Here is a 16982-nt window from a genome sequence, read left to right as displayed (position 1 = left end):
GCCCGGACGCCTCACGCGGGCGGGGCGTCCACCTCGCCCCGGCGGCGTACCCGTGAGGCGGCCAGGCTGCCCAGGAAGCCGGCGAGGAAGCCCCCCAGTGCGCCCAGACCCACCAGGCGCGGCAACTGCGCCTGGAGGGTGACCTCGCCGCCGAAGTCGTCGCCCAGGTCGCCGATGCCCAGCAGGGACAGGCCGAAGCGGGCCTCGACGTGGGTGAGCAGTCCGATCACCAGCAGGGTCAGCGCCGCCGCCACGGCGAGTTGCAGGGCGTGCTGCCAGTGCCGCCGGTCGGCGGGTGAGCGCACGGCCGTCACGAACCCGGCTGCAAGCAGGGCCAGCACGGCCAGCAGCACCAGCAGCCAGGCCCGGCCGTCGTGGGCGGAGAGGGAGGCCAGGTCCAAGGTGGCGGGGCCGCCGTCGTTCTCCCGGAGGACGGCCGCCAGCGGCTTGGGCACCGGCAGGCCGATGTCGGCGGCCGGCACCTGCCCCTCCCAGGCGCCGCCGAGCCCGATGCCCAGACCCATCCAGGCGAGGTTGGGCAGGCCCAGCAGCAGGACGGCCACCGTCCGGTCGGCGTGCCCGCGGGACAGTGCCACGGCCACGCCCACGATCAGGCCGATGGCCACGTAGGCGAACAGGACCACGAGCATCGCGAAGGCCGCCGGACGGACCGAGTCCTGGAAGCGCAGCAGCCGTGAGGGCAGCGGTGTCTTGCGGGACACCGCGGTGGCGATGGCCAGCAACACCAGCAGCCACAGCAGTGCGTAGCCGAGGGTCGGACCCACGGCCGCGCGGAAGCCCACGGTGGGCGTGGCGCCCAGGGCCTCCCCGAGTTCGTCGATGAAGTCCTCGCCCAGCGAGATGCGGAACGTGTGCCGGGCCGCGAGCGCGACGATCAGGACCGCGAGCAGCCACAGCACGGCCGTACGCGCGACCCTGCCCAGGAGTTCGGTCCCGCCGGCCACCGCGCGGTGGCGCAGGGGGAGCAGGAAGAGCACGGCGACGGCCACGGCTCCGGCGAGGGTCACCGACAGCGGCACGACGACCAGGCCGCCGCTCGTGCGGCCCACGAAGCCCGCGCCCCCCGAGACCTCGACCGTGCCGCCGACCGCCGTGACCACGGTGGCGGCCACCACGGCCGGGAACGCGCCGGACGGCAGCGCGTCCGCGCCCGCGGCCCACAGGCCGAGCACGGCGACGACGATCATGGCGACGATCCCGGCGGCCACCGCCGCCAGCGCGTCCCACCACACCCGCAGTTCGTGGGACAGGGCCCCGGTGCCGGGCGCGCGCTCCGGGGCCGGGCGGCTGGGCGGCGGTGGGTGACTCACGCTGTCTCCGGACGTGTCGACGGTGGCCGGTGTGGCGGTTCAGCCCAACGTAAGCCCGTTGCCGCCGTGCCACCCGTCCGCGCGGGCGGCCGGGGGAATCGCGGCCTGCGGGGTGGCGCGGGGGCGCAACGCGGCGGCATGCGACCCGTGCGCCCGCTTGCGGGGCGGGCGGGTTTGCGGCACACAATGTGCCCAGGGGCGGTAAAAAGGGATGAATCAAGCGTAGGAGAAGGGCCGTGTCGTCCGAACCGCCGTCAGAACCTCGCCCCACCGGTCCACCGCCCGGCCCCCTGCCCGGACGGGGCACACCGTCGTCCGGCGACCACGAGCCGACCCGGACCGACTGGGGGGCACAGCCCTCGGACACGTCCGGCGGTCCCTCCGGCGGCCGGTCCGGCACCGAGCCGCCGCGCCGCGGCGGTGGCGGGGGCGGCGGATCCGAAGGCCCGCGCGGTGAAGGCCCCGGCGGCCGCCCCCGGCCGCCCTGGTGGCGCTCGCGGGCCGTCCTCGTCTCGGGCGCCGTGGTCGTCGCCGCGGCCCTGGCCGTCTACTTCTTCCGCCAGAGCGGCGGCACCGGCGAGGTCTTCCTGCAGTCGGCGTCCGCCGACGGCCGCGACCCCTTCACCAAGTCGACGGCCCGGGGCTACGGCAGCGAGGCGAGTGCGGCCCCCGCCGTCCCGCCGGCAACGGGCGGCGGCGTCCGTACCGTCCCCGGCTCCAAGCCCGGCCTCTACGGCGGCACCCGCAACTACGCCAGCTGCGACGTCGAACGCCAGATCGGCTTCCTCAACCAGGACAAGGCCAAGGCCCGCGCCTTCGAGGGAGCGGCCGGCATCCCCCAGGGCACCCTCGCCGGCTTCCTGCGCGGCCTGACGCCCGTGGCGCTGCGCGCCGACACCCGCGTGACCAACCACGGTTACCACGACGGTTCCCCCACCAGCTTCCAGTCCGTCCTGCAGGCCGGCACGGCCGTGCTCGTCGACGAGCGGGGCGTGCCCCGGGTGCGCTGCGCGTGCGGCAACCCGCTGAAGGCGCCGGTCGCCGTGAAGGGCACCCTCAAGGCCAAGGGCGACAGCTGGCCCTCCTACCGGCCCTCCGAACTGGTCGCCGTCGACTCGGCGGATTCCGACCTCGCCTCCCTGGTCCTCTACGACACCGAGAACCGCCAGTGGTTCGAGCGCCCCTCCGGCAGCAACGGCGACGAGGACCAGCCGGTGACCCCGCCCAAGGACGGCGTGCCCCCCGGCCCCACCACATCCGGCAGCACCGGGCCGTCGAAGTCGGCCACGCCGTCGCCGTCGTCCGTGCCCCCCTCGTCGCCGCACCCCGCGGTCTCCTCCCCGGCGTACGGAGCCCCCGCCGTCCGCCCGAACTGAAGACCGCGCCGATGCACGAACCCTCCACCCTCCCGCGGACCGCCGCCGGCCCCGGCCCGGGCCGTGCGGCCGGCCCGCGCGCCGTGTGGGCCCCCTTGCTGCTGACCACGGCGGCGGTCGTCTACAACGACTGGGTGCTGGAGTTCCTCCTGCCCACCGGACTGGACGCGCGCCACTCCTACGTCAGCGAGCTCTACGCCGCCGACCAGCGCTACCACGGCCTCTTCGGCAGCATCGAGGTCGTCGCGGCGGTCCTCGTCGTCACGGGCGCCCTGCTGGCGCGCGGACCGGCGCCCGGCCGGCTGGAGGCGGCCGGCTGGTGGTCGCTCGTCGCCTTCGGCGCCTCCTCCGTCGCCGACGTCGTCGTGCCCATGCGCTGCGCACCGTCGGTGGAGAGCCCCTGCGAGGCCGTCAACCCCTGGCACACCACGACCAGCGCCCTGGTGCACGCCGCCCTGTTCGCCTCGATGGCTCTGCTCGTCGCCGCGGCCGCCACCGGCCGTCCCGGATCCCCGCTGCTGCGCCGCTGGGGCCCCTGGGTGCTGGGCAGCGCCCTGCTGACGGCGCTGTCCACGGTCGGGCCGCTGTTCGGGCGGCCGGGCTGGCACGGGCTGACCCAGCGGGCCCATCTGCTGCTCGTGGGCGTGTGGTTCGTGCTGCTCGCCGCGGCGTTGCGCAGCGGCGCACGCCGGCTCCGGGCCCCCGGGCCGGCGGACCCCGCCCGGTCGCGTGTGTGAAGTCACTCCCCGGCCCCCGCCGTCAGCGGTACGTTTCGCGCGAGTGCGCATGAACGTACGGCGCCGTCCTCCGCACCGACCGGGCGGCGACGCCCGGACTCCCGGAGGTCGAGGGGTTGAAGGAGCATGGTGTGACGCCCACCGGAGCCCCGGCCGCCGTGGGCAGCCTGGCCGAGGGCTTCGCGGCCTCGGTCCGGGCCCTGCCCGGGCGCGTCGCGGTGCGGGACGGACTGCGTTCCCTGACGTACCGCCAACTGGACGCCAGGGCCGAGGCGATGGCGGCGGCGCTGCGGGCCCACCGGCCGGGGCCGCGGCGCCCGGTGGGCGTCCTGCTGGAGCGGTCGGCGGACATGGTCGCCGCGGCCCTGGCGGTCCTGCGCACGGGTGCGCCCTGCATCCCCCTGGACCCGGCGACGCCCCGGGACCGGCTGGAGCCCCTCCTCCAGGCCGCCCGGCCGTCGGTGGTCATCACGGCGGGCGAGCCGGCCACCCGGCTGCCGGGCGGCCCCGCGGTGCTCCGCACCGACGCGGACCTCCCGCCCGGCCCGGACGCCGGCTTCCGGCCCGGTCCGTACCCGGGCTTCCCGTCCGGCCCGCCCGCCGACCACCGGCCCGGCCCGGACGCGGTTCCCCCGCCCGGCCCGGACGCCGTCCCCGGCCGGGACACCCCCGCGTACACGCTCTTCCCGCCCGGCGCCGCCGGCCGGGCCCGGCCCGTGCAGCTCTCGCACGGCAGCGTCCTGGAGCTCTTCGCCGGCGCCGGGATCCGCCACGGCTTCGGCAGCGAGGACGTGTGGGCGCTGTCCCACTCCGTCGCCCTCGACGCCTTCGTACGGGAGATGTGGGGAGCACTGCTGTACGGCGGCTGCGCGGTCGTCGTGCCGCGGCGCACCGCCGAGGACCCCCGGGCCCTGCTCGCCCTGCTGCGCAACGAGCGGGTGACCGTCCTGCACCAGAGCCCCGCCGCCCTCCGCCGGCTGCTGGCCGAGGACGCCCGGACCGGCGGCCGCCGCCTGCCGCTCAGGTGCGTGGTCCTCGACGGAGGGCACCCTCGTGACGGCGACCTCGCCCCCTGGCGGGCCGCGTACGGCGAGGCCGCCCCGCGGCTCGTCACCCTCGACGACGCCGCGGCACAGGCCCCGGGCAGTGCGCCCTTCGCCCTGCTCGGCACCGAGGACCGCGAACGGCTGACGGCGGCCGGCGGCATCGAGGATGCCTACCCCGTCGGCGACGTGCAGGCGCGCCTGTTCCTGCGCAGCGCCTACCGCGCGGCCACGGACCCGGTCTGCGACCTGTTCATCTTCCGGCTGCGGGCCGCCTACGACCACGACGCCCTCACCCGTGCCGTCGCGCGCGCCGTCGCCCGGCACGACATCCTGCGGACGTCCTTCCGCTTCGCTGGCCGCACCGAGCCGCTGCAACTGCTGCACCGCACGGCGACCGCCCCGGTGAGCGTGCGGGACCTGCGCGGACTGTGTCCCGGCGACCGGGCCGCGGAGGTCGCGGCCCAGGCGGAACGCGAGCGCACCGCACCCTTCGACCGGTCGGCGCCGCCGCTGATGCGCTGCGCCGCGTACCTCCTGGACGACGGGGAGTTCCTCTTCTCCGTCGGCTTCCACGAGGCCCTGCTCGACGGGTGGAGCGAGCAGGTGCTGATCACCGAGATCCTGGCGGACTTCTGGGCCCTGCGGGGCGGCCGCGGCAAACCGGCCGCCGAGCCACCCGCCCACCGGCCGGCCGACACGGTCGCCCGGGAGCGGCGCGCGCGCAACGACCCCCGGACCGCCGCGTTCTGGTCCCACGAGCTGGCCGGGCTGCAGCCCACGCTCCTGCCCTGGCCGGCCGCGGGGCCCGCGGGCACCGGCGAGGAGCCGGCGGGCCTGTGTGTCGTCGACCTCCCGCCCGGGGAGTCGGAGGCGCTGGACGAGGTCGCGCGCGCCCACGGCGCCACCCTCGACCAGGTGCTGCTCGCCGTGCACGCCCGGGTGCTGACCGCCCTGACGGGCCGTGACGAGGTGGTGCTGGGCGTCGAGACCGACGGGCGCGACGCGGGCGGCGGCGCCGGCCGGCCGGTCGGCGTCCAGCTGAACGTGGTGCCCCACCGGCTGCGCACCCGCGGCCGCGGCTGGGGCGAGCTGATCCGCGCCGTCCAGGACAAGGAGCGTGCCCTGGAAGGTTTCCGCTGCTTCCCCTACGCGGCGCTGGGACGCCTCGCCGGGGTCCGCGAGCCGACCGACATCACCGTCGCCTGCACCCGGTCGCGCGGCTTCGAGGAGCTGGTGGCGGCCACCGAGCTCCATCTGCTGGACGCCAAGACCCGCGTCCGCACCGGCGCCGCCCTGCGGGTGGAGTTCGTCCAGGACCCCTTCACCCGGCTGCTGACCCTGGAACTGGAGGCGGACGAACGACGCGCCGACGACGAGCGGCTGGAGGCCGTCGCGGAGCTCTACACCGAGGCGATCGCCACCCTGGCGACGGAGGGGACCGGCGCCTAGGGCGTGTCCGATGGGTCAGCACAGACCCCACGACGCTCCCCCAGCTACCGCTGGGAGGTGCCCCCAGGCACGGCACCTCGCCGCGTTGTCGCATCACCCGAGTACGCCCAGTACGCGGGAGATGCTCCGCCTTGCGACGCTCCCCCAGCTACCGCTGGGAGGTGCCCCCAGCACCAGACGCCGCGGGGCCCGCACCGACCCATCGGACACGCCCTGGTCCGGCCCCCGCCCCCTCACTCGTCCGGCACCCGGTAGACCACCAGCGCCTCGTTCACCTTCGTCAGCGTCAGCTCCTCCGGCGCCGGCGCCACCTCCCCGTCGTACGCCAGGTGCGTGCCCTGGCCGACCGCGCCGATGTGCAGCTTCCGCACCCGTGCCGTCCGCAGTACCGGCGAGTGCCGCAGGCCCCCCGTCAGGGCGGCCGCCAGCAGCCGGGTGCGGGCCAGCCTGCCGCCGTGCACCAGGCGCACGTCCAGCACCCCGTCGGCCAGGTCATGCCGGCGCACGGGCGCCAGCCCCAGCCCGTGGTACGTGCAGTTGCCGGCGAAGAGCATCCACAGCCGCCGCTCGCGGCCGTCGACGCGCAGCCGGACCGGCCGGGCCGTGCGCAGGATGTGGACCGCGGCGAGCAGACCGGCCGGCCAGGTGCCGATCCGCGGCGCCCAGCGCTCGCGGACCCGCACCAGCTCGGGGTAGGCGCCGAGGCTGAAGGTGTTGAGGAAGCAGCCGTTCCGGCCGAACCGCGTCACGTCCACCGCCACCGCCTCCCCGGCCTCCATGGCCCGGCAGGCGTCGGCGACGGACTCGATGCCCAGGTCGTAGGCGAAGTGGTTGTGGGTGCCGCCGGGCAGGACGGCCAGCGGCAGGCCGTGCCGCAGGGCGGCGCCCGCCGCCGCGTTCACCGTGCCGTCCCCGCCGTGCACCCCCAGCGCGCCGCCCAGCTCGGCCGCGCGGGCCGCCGCCTCCTCCAGGGCCGCGGACAGCGGGCGCCGGGTTTCGTCGGCGTCCCCGCCCCACGACACGATCTCCGCGTGCGGCAGGGCCGAGCGGAGGAGCTCCACCGGATCCGGCCGGGCCGCGGCCGCGGCGCGCTGCCCGGAGCCGCCGTTGGCCACCACGACCAGGCCCCGGCCGCCGGGCAGCGCCGGGGCGTCGGCGCGGGGCCGGGCCGGGGGAGCGAGCTGGGAACGGGTGGGGGCCACGCCGCGCACGGCGAAGGCCGCCCCGGCGCCGAGAAGCGCCCCGGCCACCACGTCACCCGGATAGTGGACGCCGGTGTAGACGCGGGAGAAGCACACGGCGGCCGCCAGCGGCGCCAGGGCCAGGCCCCACGAGCGGTTCTCCAGCATGACGCCGGTGGTGAAGGCGACCGCCGACGCCGAGTGCCCGGAAGGGAAGGACGTGGTGAACGGCTGCCGGCTCAGTCGGCGCACCAGCGGCACGGCGTCCTGCAGCGGGCGGCTGCGCCGCACCGACCGTTTGCCGATGGTGTTGACCGTTGCGGACGCGACGGCCAGCGACGCCATCCCGCGCAGCGCCGCGCGCCGCGCGGGCCTTCTGCCGGCCACCGCGGCCCCCGCAGCCACGGCGAACCACAGCACACCGTGGTTGGCGCTGTGCGACAGCGCGGGCAGCACGCGGTCGCCGCCCGGCCAGTGGCGCTCGGCGACCCGCTGGAAGACGGACCGGTCCCATGCACTCAACTTGCTTCGCATGCGCGACGTGTACCCCGTTTATCCCGGGGCGATGCGGGTACCCGGCGGCGGTGATGAAGAGAAACAAGCCCTCCGTCGTGGTGGTGACCGGGGCGAGCGGCGGCGTGGGCCGCGCCACCGCCCGGGCGTTCGCGTCCCGCGGTGCCTGCGTCGCGCTGCTGGCCCGCGGCCGCAAGGGACTGGACGCGGCCGCCGCGGACGTACGCGAACGCGGCGGCGAGGCGCTGGCGCTGAGCGTGGACGTCGCCGACCACCGGGCGGTCACGGAGGCCGCCGACCGGATCGAGGAGACGTTCGGCCCGGTGGACGTCTGGGTCAACAACGCCTTCACGGGCGTCTTCGCCCCGTTCGTCGAGATCGAGCCCGACGAGTTCCGGCGGGTCACCGAAGTGACCTATCTGGGCTACGTGTACGGCACCCACGCCGCCCTGACCCGCATGCTGCCCCGCGACCACGGCACGATCGTCCAGGTCGGCTCGGCCCTCGCCTACCGCGGCATCCCCCTGCAGTCCGCCTACTGCGGCGCCAAGCACGCCATCCAGGGCTGGAACGAGGCCCTGCGCTGCGAGCTGCTCCACCAGCGCAGCAAGGTCCGCACGACCATGGTGCAGCTGCCCGCCCTGAACACCCCGCAGTTCACCTGGGTGCTCTCCCGGATGCCGCGCCGCCCCCAGCCCGTGGCGCCCGTCTACGAGCCCGAGCTCGCCGCCCGCGCCATCGTCCACGCCGCCGCCCACCCGCGGCGCCGCGAGTACTGGGTGGGCGGCAGCACCGTCGCCACCCTCCTCGCCAACGCCGTCGCCCCCGGCCTGCTCGACCGCTACCTCGCCCGCACCGCCTTCGCGTCCCAGCAGACCGACGAACCGCAGGGACCGCTGCCCCCGGTGAACCTGTGGCACCCCGCCGACGGCGCCGGCGGCCACGACTACGGTGCGCACGGCACCTTCGACGACCGGGCCCATGCCCACGGCCCCCAGCCGTGGCTCTCCCAGCACCGGGGCACCCTGGCCGCCGGTGCCGCCCTCGCCGCCGCGGCCCTCGCGGCGGCCCGGCTGCGAACGGACCACGGCTGCCATGACCGCTGACCAGGACCCGACCGACGCCCGGCGGCGCACCCTGCGCGAACGGCACGCCGAGGCGCTCGACCTCTTCACCGCCCGGGTGCACGCGATCCGCCCCGACCAGTGGCACGCGCCCACACCCTGCACCGACTGGGACGTCCGCGAGCTGGTCAACCACCTGGCCGTCGAACAGCTGTGGGTGCCGCCCCTGCTGGACGGCGCGGGCATCGACGACGTCGGCGACGCCTTCGACGGCGACCGGCTGGGGGAGGACCCCGTCGCCGCCTGGGACGAGGCCGCTGCCGCCGCCCGCGAGGCGTTCCACGCCCGCGGCGCCCTCACCCGGACGGTGGAGCTCTCCTACGGCCGCACCGCCGCGCACGCCTACTGCGCACAGATGATCGCCGACCTGGTCGTGCACGCCTGGGACCTCTCCCGGGCGATCGGCGCCGACGAACACCCCTCGAAGGCCCTCGTCGACTTCACCCGCCACGAGGTCGAGCCCTACGCCGCAAACCTCGCGTCCTCGGGCCTGTTCGCGCAGCCGGTGCAGCCGCCGCCCGACGCCGGCGCCTGGGAGAAACTCCTGGCCCAGCTCGGCCGCCGGCCCTGACCCGTGCGCGGCCCCCTCGGACGCGCCGTGACCGGGCGGCGTTAGGCTCGCCTGTCACCATCGTCTGTGGGGGGATCGGCCACCGTGCATCTGTGGAGCAGGACGCTGACGGCAGCAGGCATCCACGAGCCGCTGCTGCGCGACGACTACACGCAGCAGCGGAAGACCGTGTCGGCCTACCGGCGCAACGCCTACCTCGCCGTGCGCCTGCTGCTGCCCCCACCGATCGTCCCGCACGTCATCGCCGCCACCGCGTTCATGCACCACACCGACGTGCAGGCCGAAGCCAGGCCCTCCGACGCCGCGGGCATCGACCCGCTCAGCACCTGGGAGGAGCAGGTCCACACGGCGCTGACCGGCGGGGACAGCAGCCACCCGGTGCTGCGCCCGCTGGTGCACACGCTCTCCCGCCACCCGGGCCTGCGCGAGCACGTCGAGCGGTTCCTCGCCGGAGCGCCGCTGGACCGGGACTTCACGGGCTTCGCCGACGAGGCGGCCTACCAGCGGTACGTGGACGGGTACTCGCTTCCGGCCTTCATGGTGGTGGCGTGCCTCATCCTGGCGCCCGACGCGGATCCCCGGGAAAGCCGTGCCCTGTGCCGGTCCTACATCGACGGCAGTCAGCGACTGGACTTCGTCAACGACCTGGCCGAGGACCTCGGCCACGGCCGCCTGACCCTCCCCGAGGAGACGCTGAAGCAGTACGAGGTCTCCCGCACCGGCCTCGAACGGGGCCTCGACAGCCCGGCAACCCGCGCTCTCCTCCAGGGACTTCTCAGGCAGAGCCGCGAGGACCTTCTCGCCAGCCGCCCGCTGCCGCGGCTGGCCCCGCCCGCCCACCGGGCGTTCGTCCGGGCGTTCGTCACCCTGGAGGGGCTCACCAACGACGCCGCGCTGGCGAAGAGCACCGCCGTGCTGCGCGGCCCGGCACGCCCCGCTCCCCGCGCCGCCCTCGGCGTCCTGGCCCGGGAATACCGCCGCCGTGGCCACTGACCGGCCGCACGGGCCGGCGGGACGCCGGCCTCTCGGTCGCGCTGCCGGCCGCCTCCCCGCCGGCCCCTCCGGCGCGGGAGGCGCCACCGCGTCAGCCGCCTGCCGTGCGCTCTGTCCCGTGAAGAATGTGGGCCCATGAGTGCACCCTTAAGAGTCGAGGTACCGCCGGCCTTCGTCGCGGCCTGCATCAGGAACAGCGGTGAGGAAGGCAAGGAGTGGGTCGCCGGCCTGCCCTTGCTGGCCGCCGGCCTGCTGGAGCGCTGGGACCTCACGCCGGACGGCGACGTACGGCACGGGGAGGCGTCGCTGGTGGTGCCCGTCCGGCACCCGGACGGGACGCCCGCGGTGCTGAAGCTCCAGAGGCCCCGGGAGGAAAGCACCGCCGCGCTGACCGGCCTGCGCGTGTGGAACGGCGACGGCGTCGTGCGGCTCCTCGACCACGATCCGGACAGCAGCGCCATGCTGCTGGAACGGCTGGACGGTTCCCGCACGCTGGCCGCCGTCGAGGACGACGACACCGCGATGGGCGTCCTCGCCGGCCTGCTGGCCCGCCTCACCTCCGTCCGGGCCCCCGCGGAGCTGCGCCGGCTCGGGGACGTCGCCCACGAGATGCTGGAACAGGTGCCCGCTGCCGTCACCGCGCTGACCGACCCGGCCGACCGGCGGCTGCTGCGCTCCTGGGCCTCGGCGGTGGCCGAACTGGCCGACGAGCCGGGGGACCGGATGCTGCACTGGGACCTCCACTACGACAACGTCCTGTCCGCGGAGCGCGAACCCTGGCTCGCCATCGACCCCGAACCCCTCGCCGGGGACCCCGGCTTCGACCTGTGGCCCGCCCTGGACAGCCGCTGGGAGACCGTGACAGCCTCGGGCGAGCCCCTGCGCGTGGTGCGCCGCCGCTTCGACCTGCTCACCGACACCCTCGGCCTGGACCGGGACCGCGCGACGGGCTGGACCCTGGGCCGGCTGCTGCAGAACTCCCTCTGGGACGTCGAGGACGGAGCCACGGCCCTCGCCCCCTCGCAGACGGCGGTCGCCGAGGCGCTCACAGGCCGCTGACAGGCTGCGGACGGTGCGCCAGGCACATGTTCGACCGAGCATGGGTGGGAGACCCGGGACGCCTACGAGTACCACGAGTACGAGGACCCGGAGTGGTCACGGCGGCTCCGTACCTTCCTTGCTGCTGCCGGGGGCGAGTGCGCTGGCCCGGCAGGCACAGCAACCGGCCCGCAGCACTGGTGCCGGCACGCCACCTTCCAGTGGCGGGTGACCGTCGATACCCCCAGACGGCGGACGATTCAGGCGGGCAGCCATGGCTGTGCCCCGTTGAGCAGGGCCGTCCCCAAGTCGGTGATGCTGTGCAGTGTGGTGTTCCGGTGACGGTGGCTGATGACCAGCGCGGCTTCACCGAGCACGGCGAGATGGCGGCTCGCGGTGGGGTGGGTGACACCTGCGACCACGGCGAGGTCCGTCGTGGTGGAGATGCCGTCGGCTACCGCCCGTAGAATGTCCGACCGGGTACGGCCGATGAGTGCGGACAGAGAGCGACACTGATCGCGCGTCCCATCGAGGGCCCAGCCGGGCTGGTGCTCGATCGGATAGACCAGCACTGGGTCGAAGACCGGGTCGACGAGTGAAGTGGGGCCGTACCGGCAGAAGAAGGACGGCTGTAACACCAGTCCTCGGCCTTCGAGGCGCATTACCTTATCGACGGGATAGCCCACGCTCAGGACCGGATAGTCCCAGCGCATTGAAGGATGCAGTTTGCTGAATACCTCGCTCCAGCCCCCGCTGACCATGGCGCGCGCCCGCCGAGCCGTGTCATGCCGCACCTCGTTGCAGATGTGCCGCCAGTATGGTTCGAGGCAGGCCGCGAAGTATGCCAGGGCCGCGTCTGCGATCGTGGTGAGAATGCTGGAGCGGCCGTCGAACAGGTCCTTGGACCAGGAGGGAAGCCGACGCCGCGGGTTCAGCATGCCGTGTGCGGCGAAATCGTTCCGCAGTCGCCATTGGGGCGTGGCACGCAGAGCCTCGGCTTGTGCAGACAGGCTTCCCCCGGTCTGCGGGGTCAGGAAATCGAAGCCGTAGCCGACCGGTGGGCTGAGCGCCGAGATCATTCCGGTGGCCACCGGGATCCGGGGCATCACCTGTCTGCGCCAGGGCCCGAACAGAACCGAACTGTCGCGGCGCTGGATTCGGTGCAGGCTGATCACCAATTCCCACATCGGATCCGGTCCCGGAGCGAAACGGGTCCGGGCCAGGTCCTCAGGTGTGAAGTGAATTTGTAGCATCCGCTTCCTCCCCCCGGCTGCCTCCCGAAGGACTCATTCCGTCGGCTGGGCAGGCATCCGGAACATCGGCTGCCCACAAGTAGCAGACCGCTTGCCTCGCCCAGCAGCCCCTTTTCGGCCGGGCGATCCGACCACCGGTGCCATTACGTCGGCCACGGCTTCACGGCTCCAACCCCAGTCCTGTGACCAGGGAATGTGCATGTGGCTGCACACAGCTACCGACGACGGTGCCTCCTGCGCGAGCCTTGCAGCGCTCGTGATCCTGCAACCACACCCAAGGGGAGAATCATGCGCTTGCGAACATGTGCCGCAGCGGCTGCCACAGCCGCCATCTTCGCTGCCGGCCCCCTGCCGGCCACGCCCGCAATGGCCGCGGCTTCGACCGCGGCCGGGGTCCACGGCTGCAACTACTCGAACTCCACCCCCACCATTTCCATGGCCCGCGACTCCGGCGGCCCGGCCGTCAAGCAGGCTCAGTGCCTGCTCCTCTACTGGGGCTACAGCGTTGGCCCGTCCGGCATCGACGGCGACTTCGGCCGTGACACCCACGATGCCACCATCGGCTTCCAGTACGACAGCAAGTACTGCTCCAACCGCCTCACGGTCGACGGCGAGATCGGCCCCAACACCTGGCGGGCCTTACGCGGCAACGGCTGCCCCTGACGATTTCCCTGCCGAGCCGCACGGGAGGCACCGGCACAGGGCTGCCGACCGTCAGGTCGGCAGCCCGCCGTCGGCGCACGGGCGGTGCGCCGGATTGAGGGTGGCTTGTGCTCCGACGACGACTTCGGCTATCCCTCGCCCCGCCCGCAAGGCCGTCGAGCACGTCCCGCAACCATGCGCACCGCCGCCACCGAGCTGTCCCAGCCATCGCCGCTCGACCTCATGGAGCAAGGGGAGGGTGTGACCGGTCAGAAATTCTTCCAGCCGCCACAGTTGTGGTAACCCGGGCCGTAATCCAGGTAGTCGCAGATGCGCGCTCTCCGAATGGTCGACGGGTATGACTGACTGGCAGTCGAGCCCTTACCTCTGAGAGTTACGAGGTACGACGACTTATCGGTGTTGTAAAACTGAATCTGAAGCCCTGCCCCCAGACCGTCGGCGCTTCCGTCCAGAACCGTCGCCGTGCTTGTGCCGTTGGCGTTGTTCGCTACTGCCCCGTAGTCGCACTGCCCACCGCTGCAACTCGACCAGGAAATGCTTGCCGCACTCGCCGGACTGGCTTCCAGGATCAGTACTGCTGCAACAGCAGCAACAACAGTACTGATGCGCCGTATCCTCACTGTGACCCCCCAGCTGTGGATTTGATGAGCAGAGAGTAGACCCACAGCAATTCCAGAGCGCCCGGCACTTCAGGCCATGTTGCCCCCCGGGCTGGCTGGTTCCACACCGCCCGGTGCGCCCGAAGCCGCGCCGAAGCGTCATGCATCGGACGTGACGATCGCGAGGGCTTTGACGTGCGGTGATTACCGGGTCATGTCCGGGCGATCGTGAGCGGAGTCCGACAGGGGGTCGGTCTGGGTGGTCGCGGTCGCGTGGCGTGCGGCCCAGGTGGTGAGACCGGTGAGCTGGGCGTAGAGCTCGCGCGCCTCGTCGGTGGCGGTGTACTCGACCTTGGGCGGCACCGTGGGGTACACCGTGCGGATCAGGAGGCCGTTCTCTTCGAGCTGCCGCAACGTCAGGGTGAGGATCCGACGGCTGATCCCGTTCAGCGAACGTTCGAGTTCGGCGAATCGGACAGGTCCACGCGTGGTTTCGCTCAGGACGCCGAGGCTCCATTTGCCGCTCACCCTGCCGAGCACATCGAGGACGGTACAGACCTCGCGGCCCGCAGCCTCTTCCGCCGTGCACGTGTTCTTGCGTGACATAAATGTGCCTACTTCCGTTGTGTGGCGCGGCCTCCGAGGATGGGCGCGTGCACGTCAGTGCCCCGCGAGAGACGGCCTCAGCCGCTCGCGCTGATCCCACGCTCACCGAGAAACGAAGGACGACGAATGAAGAACGCCCGGAAGACGGAGGAGCTTCCCGCGCCGGTGGCGCTCGACGCGGCGGTGAAGGAGCTGATCGACGGGCGGAACTTCGCCGTGGTGGCGACGTTGAATCCCGACGGCGGTCCGCAGACGTCCGTCGTCTGGGTCGGGAGGCAGCGGGACGCCGTGGTCTTCTCCACGACCGCAGGAAGGCAGAAGGCGCGAAACCTCGTCCGGGACCCGCGGATCAGCCTGACGGTCTACGACCGTGCGAACCCGTACCGGTCCGTGGAAATACGGGGAACGGCCGAGTTGCTGCCGGACCCGGACAAGGCGCTGCCGCGCGAGCTGTCACAGCGGTATCTCGGCGAGGACCCGCCGGCGGAGCCGGCCGACGTCGTCCGGCTGATCGTGCGGATCACCGCGGAGAAGGTCATCGCGATATCCCTGTAGCGGTCCTGCCCGGGCGATCACGCGTCCCGTCAGGGGGACTCGGCGGAGGGATCCGATGAGGTCACGGAACAAGCTCAGTCCGCCCACACGCGGGCCAGGCATCTACGGGCGTACGGATGATGGAGGCCGGGTGCAGTCCCGGTGTGCCCCGTTCCGGCGGATCCGGGACCGGCTGCGCAGGTCATGAGCGAGAGCACCTATGGGCGGCGACTCGTGTGGTGGTCCGGAAGGTGGAAGAAGGGCGTCTGTGGCCGGCCGCTGCGACAAGGCGCCCCCAGGACCTCGATGTTCTGACGCAAGGAGGTGTTGACAGCCATGCGCGGTGGCGCCAGAGTCCCGGCAGGTGGACACAAATGATCTTTCCCCCGCCGAACTGAGGGTGTGGCACGCCTTCCCCAAGGGCATCTCCGTCGACCTCCGTGCGGCCGACGACGAGGACGCGGCACAGGGCGCGGACTGGGGCCAGGAGCGGACCGTCCGCGCCGAGGTACTGCGGACCCTCCTCCTCAGCGGTCCGCAGGAGGAGGGCGAGATACCCGCCCTCAAACTGGCGGGCGCCCGGATCACCGGGACCCTCGATCTTGCGTACGGGACGATCGATCACGCCCTGCGGCTGAGCGACTGCTTCTTCGAGGAGACGCCCCTCCTCTATGCCGCCAGGCTGCGCCAGTTGAGCCTGAACGGCTCCGTCCTGCCCGGTCTGGCGGCCGCCATCGTGCAGGTGGAAGGCATGGTCCACCTGTCCGGCTGCCGGTTCCGCGGGCCGGTGCGGCTCGGCGGGGCGCGGATCGACGGGGCGCTGTTCATGGACGCATGCGAGATCATCCCGCCGGACACCACCGAGTGGCCCGCGCTCCGCCTCGGTCACGCGACCATCGGCGACAACCTGTGGGCCCCCGGACTGGTCGCGCACGGCGAAGTGCGGCTCAGCGGCGCCTCGGTCGCGGGATCGGCCACCCTCGACCGCGCGAGGCTCGGCAACCCCGGGGGTGCCGCCCTCGACGCGGAGACGCTCGTCGTGGGCAGCAACCTCCTCATGCGACACATCCGTGTCCAGGGCTGGATCGGCCTCCGGGGCGCCCGCGTCCCGGGACGGCTCGACCTGTCGTACGCCCACCTCTCGAACCCCGGCGACACGGCGCTGCGCGCGAGCAGCTGCGCCATCGGCGAACTCTGGCTGCGCAAGGCACCCCCCATGGAAGGCGCCCTGAACCTGCGACGCACCCAGATCGAGGTGCTGTTCCTGGAGCCGGAGGTGCTGCCGGACGAAGTGATGCTCAACGGTCTCGTCTACACCACGCTCACCCCGCACGAGTCTGCTGAGCGCCGCCTCCCCATGCTGCACAGCGAGAGCGAGGGATACCTGCCCCACGGCTACGAGCAGCTCACCGGGGCCTTCCTGCGGGTCGGCGACGACCACGCCGCCCGTGTCGTCCAGCTGGCCAAGATCCGCCGGCACCGCCGCACCCTCCCCTGGCAGGCCCGTGTGTGGGGACACCTCCAGGAGGCCACGGTCGGCTACGGCTTCCGCCCCCTGCTCGCGGGCTTCTGGCTGCTGTCCCTGCTCGCCGTCGGATCGGTCGTCTACGGCCTGCACCACCCGCCCCCGCTCAAGCCGGACGAGGCCCCCGACTTCAACCCCGTGTTCTTCACGCTCGACCTGCTGCTGCCGGTGATCTCCTTCGGCCAGGAAAGCGCGTTCGCCCCACAAGGCTGGTACCAGACGCTCTCCTACGCCCTGATCGTCGCCGGCTGGGTGCTGGCCACGACGGTCTTCGCCGGCGTGACCCGGACCACCAGCCGCGGCGCGAACCCCGGAGGAAGTCCGTGACCGACGCCACGTTGTGAACGGAGCCGCATAAACCGGCGTGGTGATTACCCGACAAAGGCGGTGCGGAGAATGTCGGGTGACCGGGAACGGTGTCGCTGCACGATGGGGGCATGGAT

Annotated in this window: 14 protein-coding genes; 10 read left to right on the top strand and 4 right to left on the bottom strand. The window is 73.4% G+C overall.

The window, feature by feature from the left end; all coding sequences use genetic code 11:
• Positions 1–11: 11 nt before the first annotated feature.
• On the bottom strand, positions 12–1331 hold the full coding sequence (locus IE182_RS10655; protein ID WP_229844723.1) for a streptophobe family protein: 1320 nt from the start codon (positions 1329–1331) through the stop codon (positions 12–14).
• Between the two features lie 236 nt (positions 1332–1567).
• On the opposite strand from IE182_RS10655, the gene IE182_RS10650 reads away from it, so the two are divergent.
• The 3 genes from IE182_RS10650 (at position 1568) to IE182_RS10640 (ending at position 5939) form a co-directional block, all read left to right on the top strand.
• Positions 1568–2707 carry a DUF6777 domain-containing protein gene (locus tag IE182_RS10650; protein ID WP_229844722.1) on the top strand — a complete coding sequence of 380 codons (1140 nt, stop codon included), beginning with the start codon at positions 1568–1570 and terminating at the stop codon, positions 2705–2707.
• A gap of 11 nt (positions 2708–2718) precedes the next feature.
• Positions 2719–3444, top strand: coding sequence for a DUF998 domain-containing protein (locus tag IE182_RS10645; RefSeq protein ID WP_190109479.1), 726 nt, complete (start codon positions 2719–2721; stop codon positions 3442–3444).
• Positions 3445–3575: 131 nt separating this feature from the next.
• Entirely contained in the window at positions 3576–5939 is a 2364-nt protein-coding gene (locus IE182_RS10640) for an AMP-binding protein (RefSeq protein WP_190109478.1), read from the top strand.
• Between the two features lie 233 nt (positions 5940–6172).
• On the opposite strand, the gene IE182_RS10635 is transcribed toward IE182_RS10640, so the two are convergent.
• Positions 6173–7654, bottom strand: a complete 1482-nt coding sequence (locus IE182_RS10635) for a bifunctional phosphatase PAP2/diacylglycerol kinase family protein (RefSeq protein ID WP_190109477.1) — start codon at positions 7652–7654, stop codon at positions 6173–6175.
• Between the two features lie 53 nt (positions 7655–7707).
• On the opposite strand from IE182_RS10635, the gene IE182_RS10630 reads away from it, so the two are divergent.
• From IE182_RS10630 to IE182_RS10615, 4 genes are all read left to right on the top strand, one after another.
• Complete coding sequence (locus tag IE182_RS10630; RefSeq protein ID WP_190109728.1) at positions 7708–8739, top strand: SDR family oxidoreductase; 1032 nt, start codon at positions 7708–7710, stop codon at positions 8737–8739.
• Positions 8729–9328, top strand: a complete 600-nt coding sequence (locus IE182_RS10625; RefSeq protein ID WP_190109476.1) for a TIGR03086 family metal-binding protein — start codon at positions 8729–8731, stop codon at positions 9326–9328. The genes IE182_RS10630 and IE182_RS10625 overlap by 11 nt, the downstream gene beginning before the upstream one ends.
• A gap of 84 nt (positions 9329–9412) precedes the next feature.
• The gene (locus IE182_RS10620; protein ID WP_190109475.1) at positions 9413–10321 is read left to right on the top strand and encodes a phytoene/squalene synthase family protein; all 909 of its coding nucleotides are present in this window, start codon (positions 9413–9415) and stop codon (positions 10319–10321) included.
• A 135-nt stretch (positions 10322–10456) separates the two neighbouring features.
• A complete protein-coding gene (locus tag IE182_RS10615; RefSeq protein ID WP_190109474.1) occupies positions 10457–11380 on the top strand; it encodes an aminoglycoside phosphotransferase family protein in 924 nt (307 codons plus the stop codon).
• A gap of 239 nt (positions 11381–11619) precedes the next feature.
• Here IE182_RS10615 and IE182_RS10610 read toward each other — a convergent pair whose 3' ends face one another.
• Positions 11620–12612, bottom strand: coding sequence for an ArsR/SmtB family transcription factor (locus tag IE182_RS10610; RefSeq protein WP_190109473.1), 993 nt, complete (start codon positions 12610–12612; stop codon positions 11620–11622).
• A gap of 288 nt (positions 12613–12900) precedes the next feature.
• Here IE182_RS10610 and IE182_RS10605 point away from each other — a divergent pair, with 288 nt between their 5' ends.
• The gene (locus IE182_RS10605; RefSeq protein WP_190109472.1) at positions 12901–13275 is read left to right on the top strand and encodes a peptidoglycan-binding domain-containing protein; all 375 of its coding nucleotides are present in this window, start codon (positions 12901–12903) and stop codon (positions 13273–13275) included.
• 803 nt (positions 13276–14078) lie between these two features.
• Here IE182_RS10605 and IE182_RS10600 read toward each other — a convergent pair.
• The gene (locus tag IE182_RS10600; RefSeq protein ID WP_190109471.1) at positions 14079–14480 is read right to left on the bottom strand and encodes a winged helix-turn-helix transcriptional regulator; all 402 of its coding nucleotides are present in this window, start codon (positions 14478–14480) and stop codon (positions 14079–14081) included.
• 126 nt (positions 14481–14606) lie between these two features.
• Here IE182_RS10600 and IE182_RS10595 point away from each other — a divergent pair, with 126 nt between their 5' ends.
• Positions 14607–15035 (top strand): PPOX class F420-dependent oxidoreductase, encoded by a 429-nt coding sequence (locus IE182_RS10595; RefSeq protein WP_190109470.1) that lies wholly within the window; start codon positions 14607–14609, stop codon positions 15033–15035.
• Positions 15036–15378: 343 nt separating this feature from the next.
• Entirely contained in the window at positions 15379–16866 is a 1488-nt protein-coding gene (locus tag IE182_RS10590; protein WP_190109469.1) for a membrane-associated oxidoreductase, read from the top strand.
• Positions 16867–16982: the final 116 nt, after the last annotated feature.

The organism is Streptomyces cinnamoneus, assembly GCF_014650495.1.
Classification (GTDB): domain Bacteria; phylum Actinomycetota; class Actinomycetes; order Streptomycetales; family Streptomycetaceae; genus Streptomyces; species Streptomyces cinnamoneus.
The sequence above is the reverse complement of the archived record's forward strand: the minus strand, read 5'-3'. Positions and strand labels throughout refer to the sequence as shown.